At 73.7% G+C, this 2,203-nt stretch carries 3 protein-coding genes; all 3 read right to left on the bottom strand.

The genetic code is table 11. The features are described 5' to 3' along the window. Positions 1-705 (bottom strand): FAD-dependent oxidoreductase (locus H5J33_RS32105; protein WP_181798254.1); only part of this gene is annotated, 705 nt, incomplete at its 3' end. A gap of 202 nt (positions 706-907) precedes the next feature. Next, a complete protein-coding gene (locus H5J33_RS32100) occupies positions 908-1,585 on the bottom strand; it encodes a TetR/AcrR family transcriptional regulator (RefSeq protein WP_181798253.1) in 678 nt (225 codons plus the stop codon). A gap of 267 nt (positions 1,586-1,852) precedes the next feature. Next, a partial coding sequence (locus H5J33_RS32095) for a phosphatase PAP2 family protein (protein WP_181798252.1) occupies positions 1,853-2,203 on the bottom strand: 351 nt, incomplete at its 5' end.

Below are 2,203 nucleotides of genomic sequence, written 5' to 3'. Positions count from 1 at the left end.
CAGGTCGCCGGGATCGGCCGGCTCGAGCGCCATGTCGTCCTTGTCCACGGTCACGTCGGTGCCGGGCAGGGTGCCCAGCTCGCGCAGCTCCTTCGTGGTGAAGCGGGCCTGCGCCGGGCCGCGCCGGGCCACCATGTGCACCTCGGTGAGTTCGCTCGCCGTCAGCGCGTCCAGCGCGGCCTGCGGGATGTCCGTGCCGCGCAGCTCCGCGGCACCCCGGACCAGCATCCGGGTGACGTCCACCGCGACATTGCCCGCCCCGACGACCACCGCCGACCGCACCCCGCGCAGGAAGCCGGCGTCGGCCGCGTCCGGGTGCGCGCTGTACCAGGAGACGAACCCGGTCGCCGAGAAGCTGCCCGGCAGGTCCTCGCCGGGAATCCCCAGCCGCCGGTCTCCGGCGGCGCCCACGCAGTACACCACCGCGTGGTACATCCCCCTCAGCCGTTCCACCGGCAGGCCTCCCGGGCCGCCCACCCGCACTCCGCCGAGGAACCGCACCCGCTCGTGCTCCAGCACCGTCCGCAGGCTGCCCTGGAGGGACTTGATCTTCTCGTGGTCGGGTGCGACGCCGTAGCGGACCAGGCCGTAGGGGCACGGCAGCCGGTCCAGGACGTCCACCAGGACCCCCGGATCGCGCTGGACCAGACCCTGGGCGGTGTAACACCCGCTCGGCCCGGATCCGACGACGGCGACACGCAGCACAGCGGTACTCCTTGCCCGAAGGAGGGGCGTGCGGACACTTCCAGCATGGCACCGCGAGGCCTGGGCGGGCAGGGCCGGTGGAGTGATCCAAGCGTAGGCCGCGTCGGGAGATGTGACCGTACGACTACACCGCGCGACCGGTCGCCTGCCGGCGGACACCGCATCCCTGCGTGACGTTGTCCCGCGCGCGCCGCCGCCCCCCTCAGTCCCGCTCCCGTCCCTCGGGCCGTTCGTCCGTGGCGAAGAACCGGGACAGGTCCTCGTCCTCCGCCTTGGTGTCCGGCGCGCTCTCGGGGGGCATGCCCATCTCCCAGTCCAGCCCGTACCGCTGGAACAGCTCGGCCCGCAGCATCGGTACGGGCATCGGCACCCCCGGCACCAGCGCCGCGTACACCGCGCCCATCAACAGGGCCCGCAGCATCGGGTAGTCGACCGAGACCGTCTGCGAACCGTAGCGGGCCACGGTCTCGCCGAGCAGCTCCGCCAGCCGGCGCTGCTCCGGGCACTGCACGAAGCCCTCGGCCTGGAGCAGGCCCGCCATGTGCTGGCGCATCAGCACCGGCCGGTCCCGGGCCAGGCCCAGGATCGCGTCGATGGCCCGGGCCAGCCGCTCCCGGCCGTCCTCGGTGCGCGGCTCCCGCTCCAGCGCCTCCTCCAGCGTGCGGTGCATCAGCCGGTGGACGGCGGACTGCACCAACTGTCGCTTGCCGGGGAAGTAGTACGACACCAGTCCGCGCGCCGAACCGGCCCGGTCGGCGATATCGCCCAGCGTCGTGGCCTCGAACCCGCGCTCGCCCACCAGTTCGACGGCGGCCTGCAACAGCCGTTCCCTGGAACGCCGCCGCAATTCTTCATTGACCGAAGCGCTGCGCGGGGACATCCTGTAACTCCTGCGTTGACTGGCTGCCAGCCAACTATACTCAACGCATCGGGGGCACCCGTGTGTTCGGGCCGCCCGGAGGAGCCGTCCGTCTGGGGCGACGCGGGGGATCGTCTCAGACGGACGGCACTGTGCGCCAGGCATCCGAAGCGCACGCCCAAACCCGCGTGTACGCAGCCTTGTTGGCAATCGCCCTGGCGGTCTCGGCCGGTATCGACCGGTGCCGCGCGGCGGCGGGCGCCCGGCCGGTATCGGTCAACACGGCCGTCACGCCCGCGACTTACGCCCGCGCCGGCCCGCCGGGCCCGCCGGGCGCTTCCACGGCCACTCGTACACCAGCACCGCCAGCGCCACCAGCAGCGCGCCGAACAGCCATCCGCCGAGCACGTCCGAGGCCCAGTGGACGCCCAGCCAGACCCGGGTGACGCCCACTCCGGCCACCGACACGGCCGCCGCCGCAAGCGCCGTACGCCACAGGGCGCGGCCCGCGCCGCGGCGGTGCAGCAGCCACAGCAGCAGGCCGCAGACCACGGTCGCGGTCAGCGCGTGGCCGGACGGGAAGGCCGCGTAGTGGGCGGAGTCGACGGGGTCCCGCCAGACCGGGCGGGGGCGGCCGAC

It is taken from the genome of Streptomyces sp. WELS2 (assembly GCF_013870595.1).
Lineage (GTDB): Bacteria > Actinomycetota > Actinomycetes > Streptomycetales > Streptomycetaceae > Streptomyces.
The sequence above is the reverse complement of the archived record's forward strand: the minus strand, read 5'-3'. Positions and strand labels throughout refer to the sequence as shown.

Coding starts and splice junctions, on each gene's coding strand:
- H5J33_RS32100 (WP_181798253.1), bottom strand. CDS start 1,585: ATGTCCCCGCGCAGCGCTTCGGTCAATGAAGAATTGCGGCGGCGTTCC.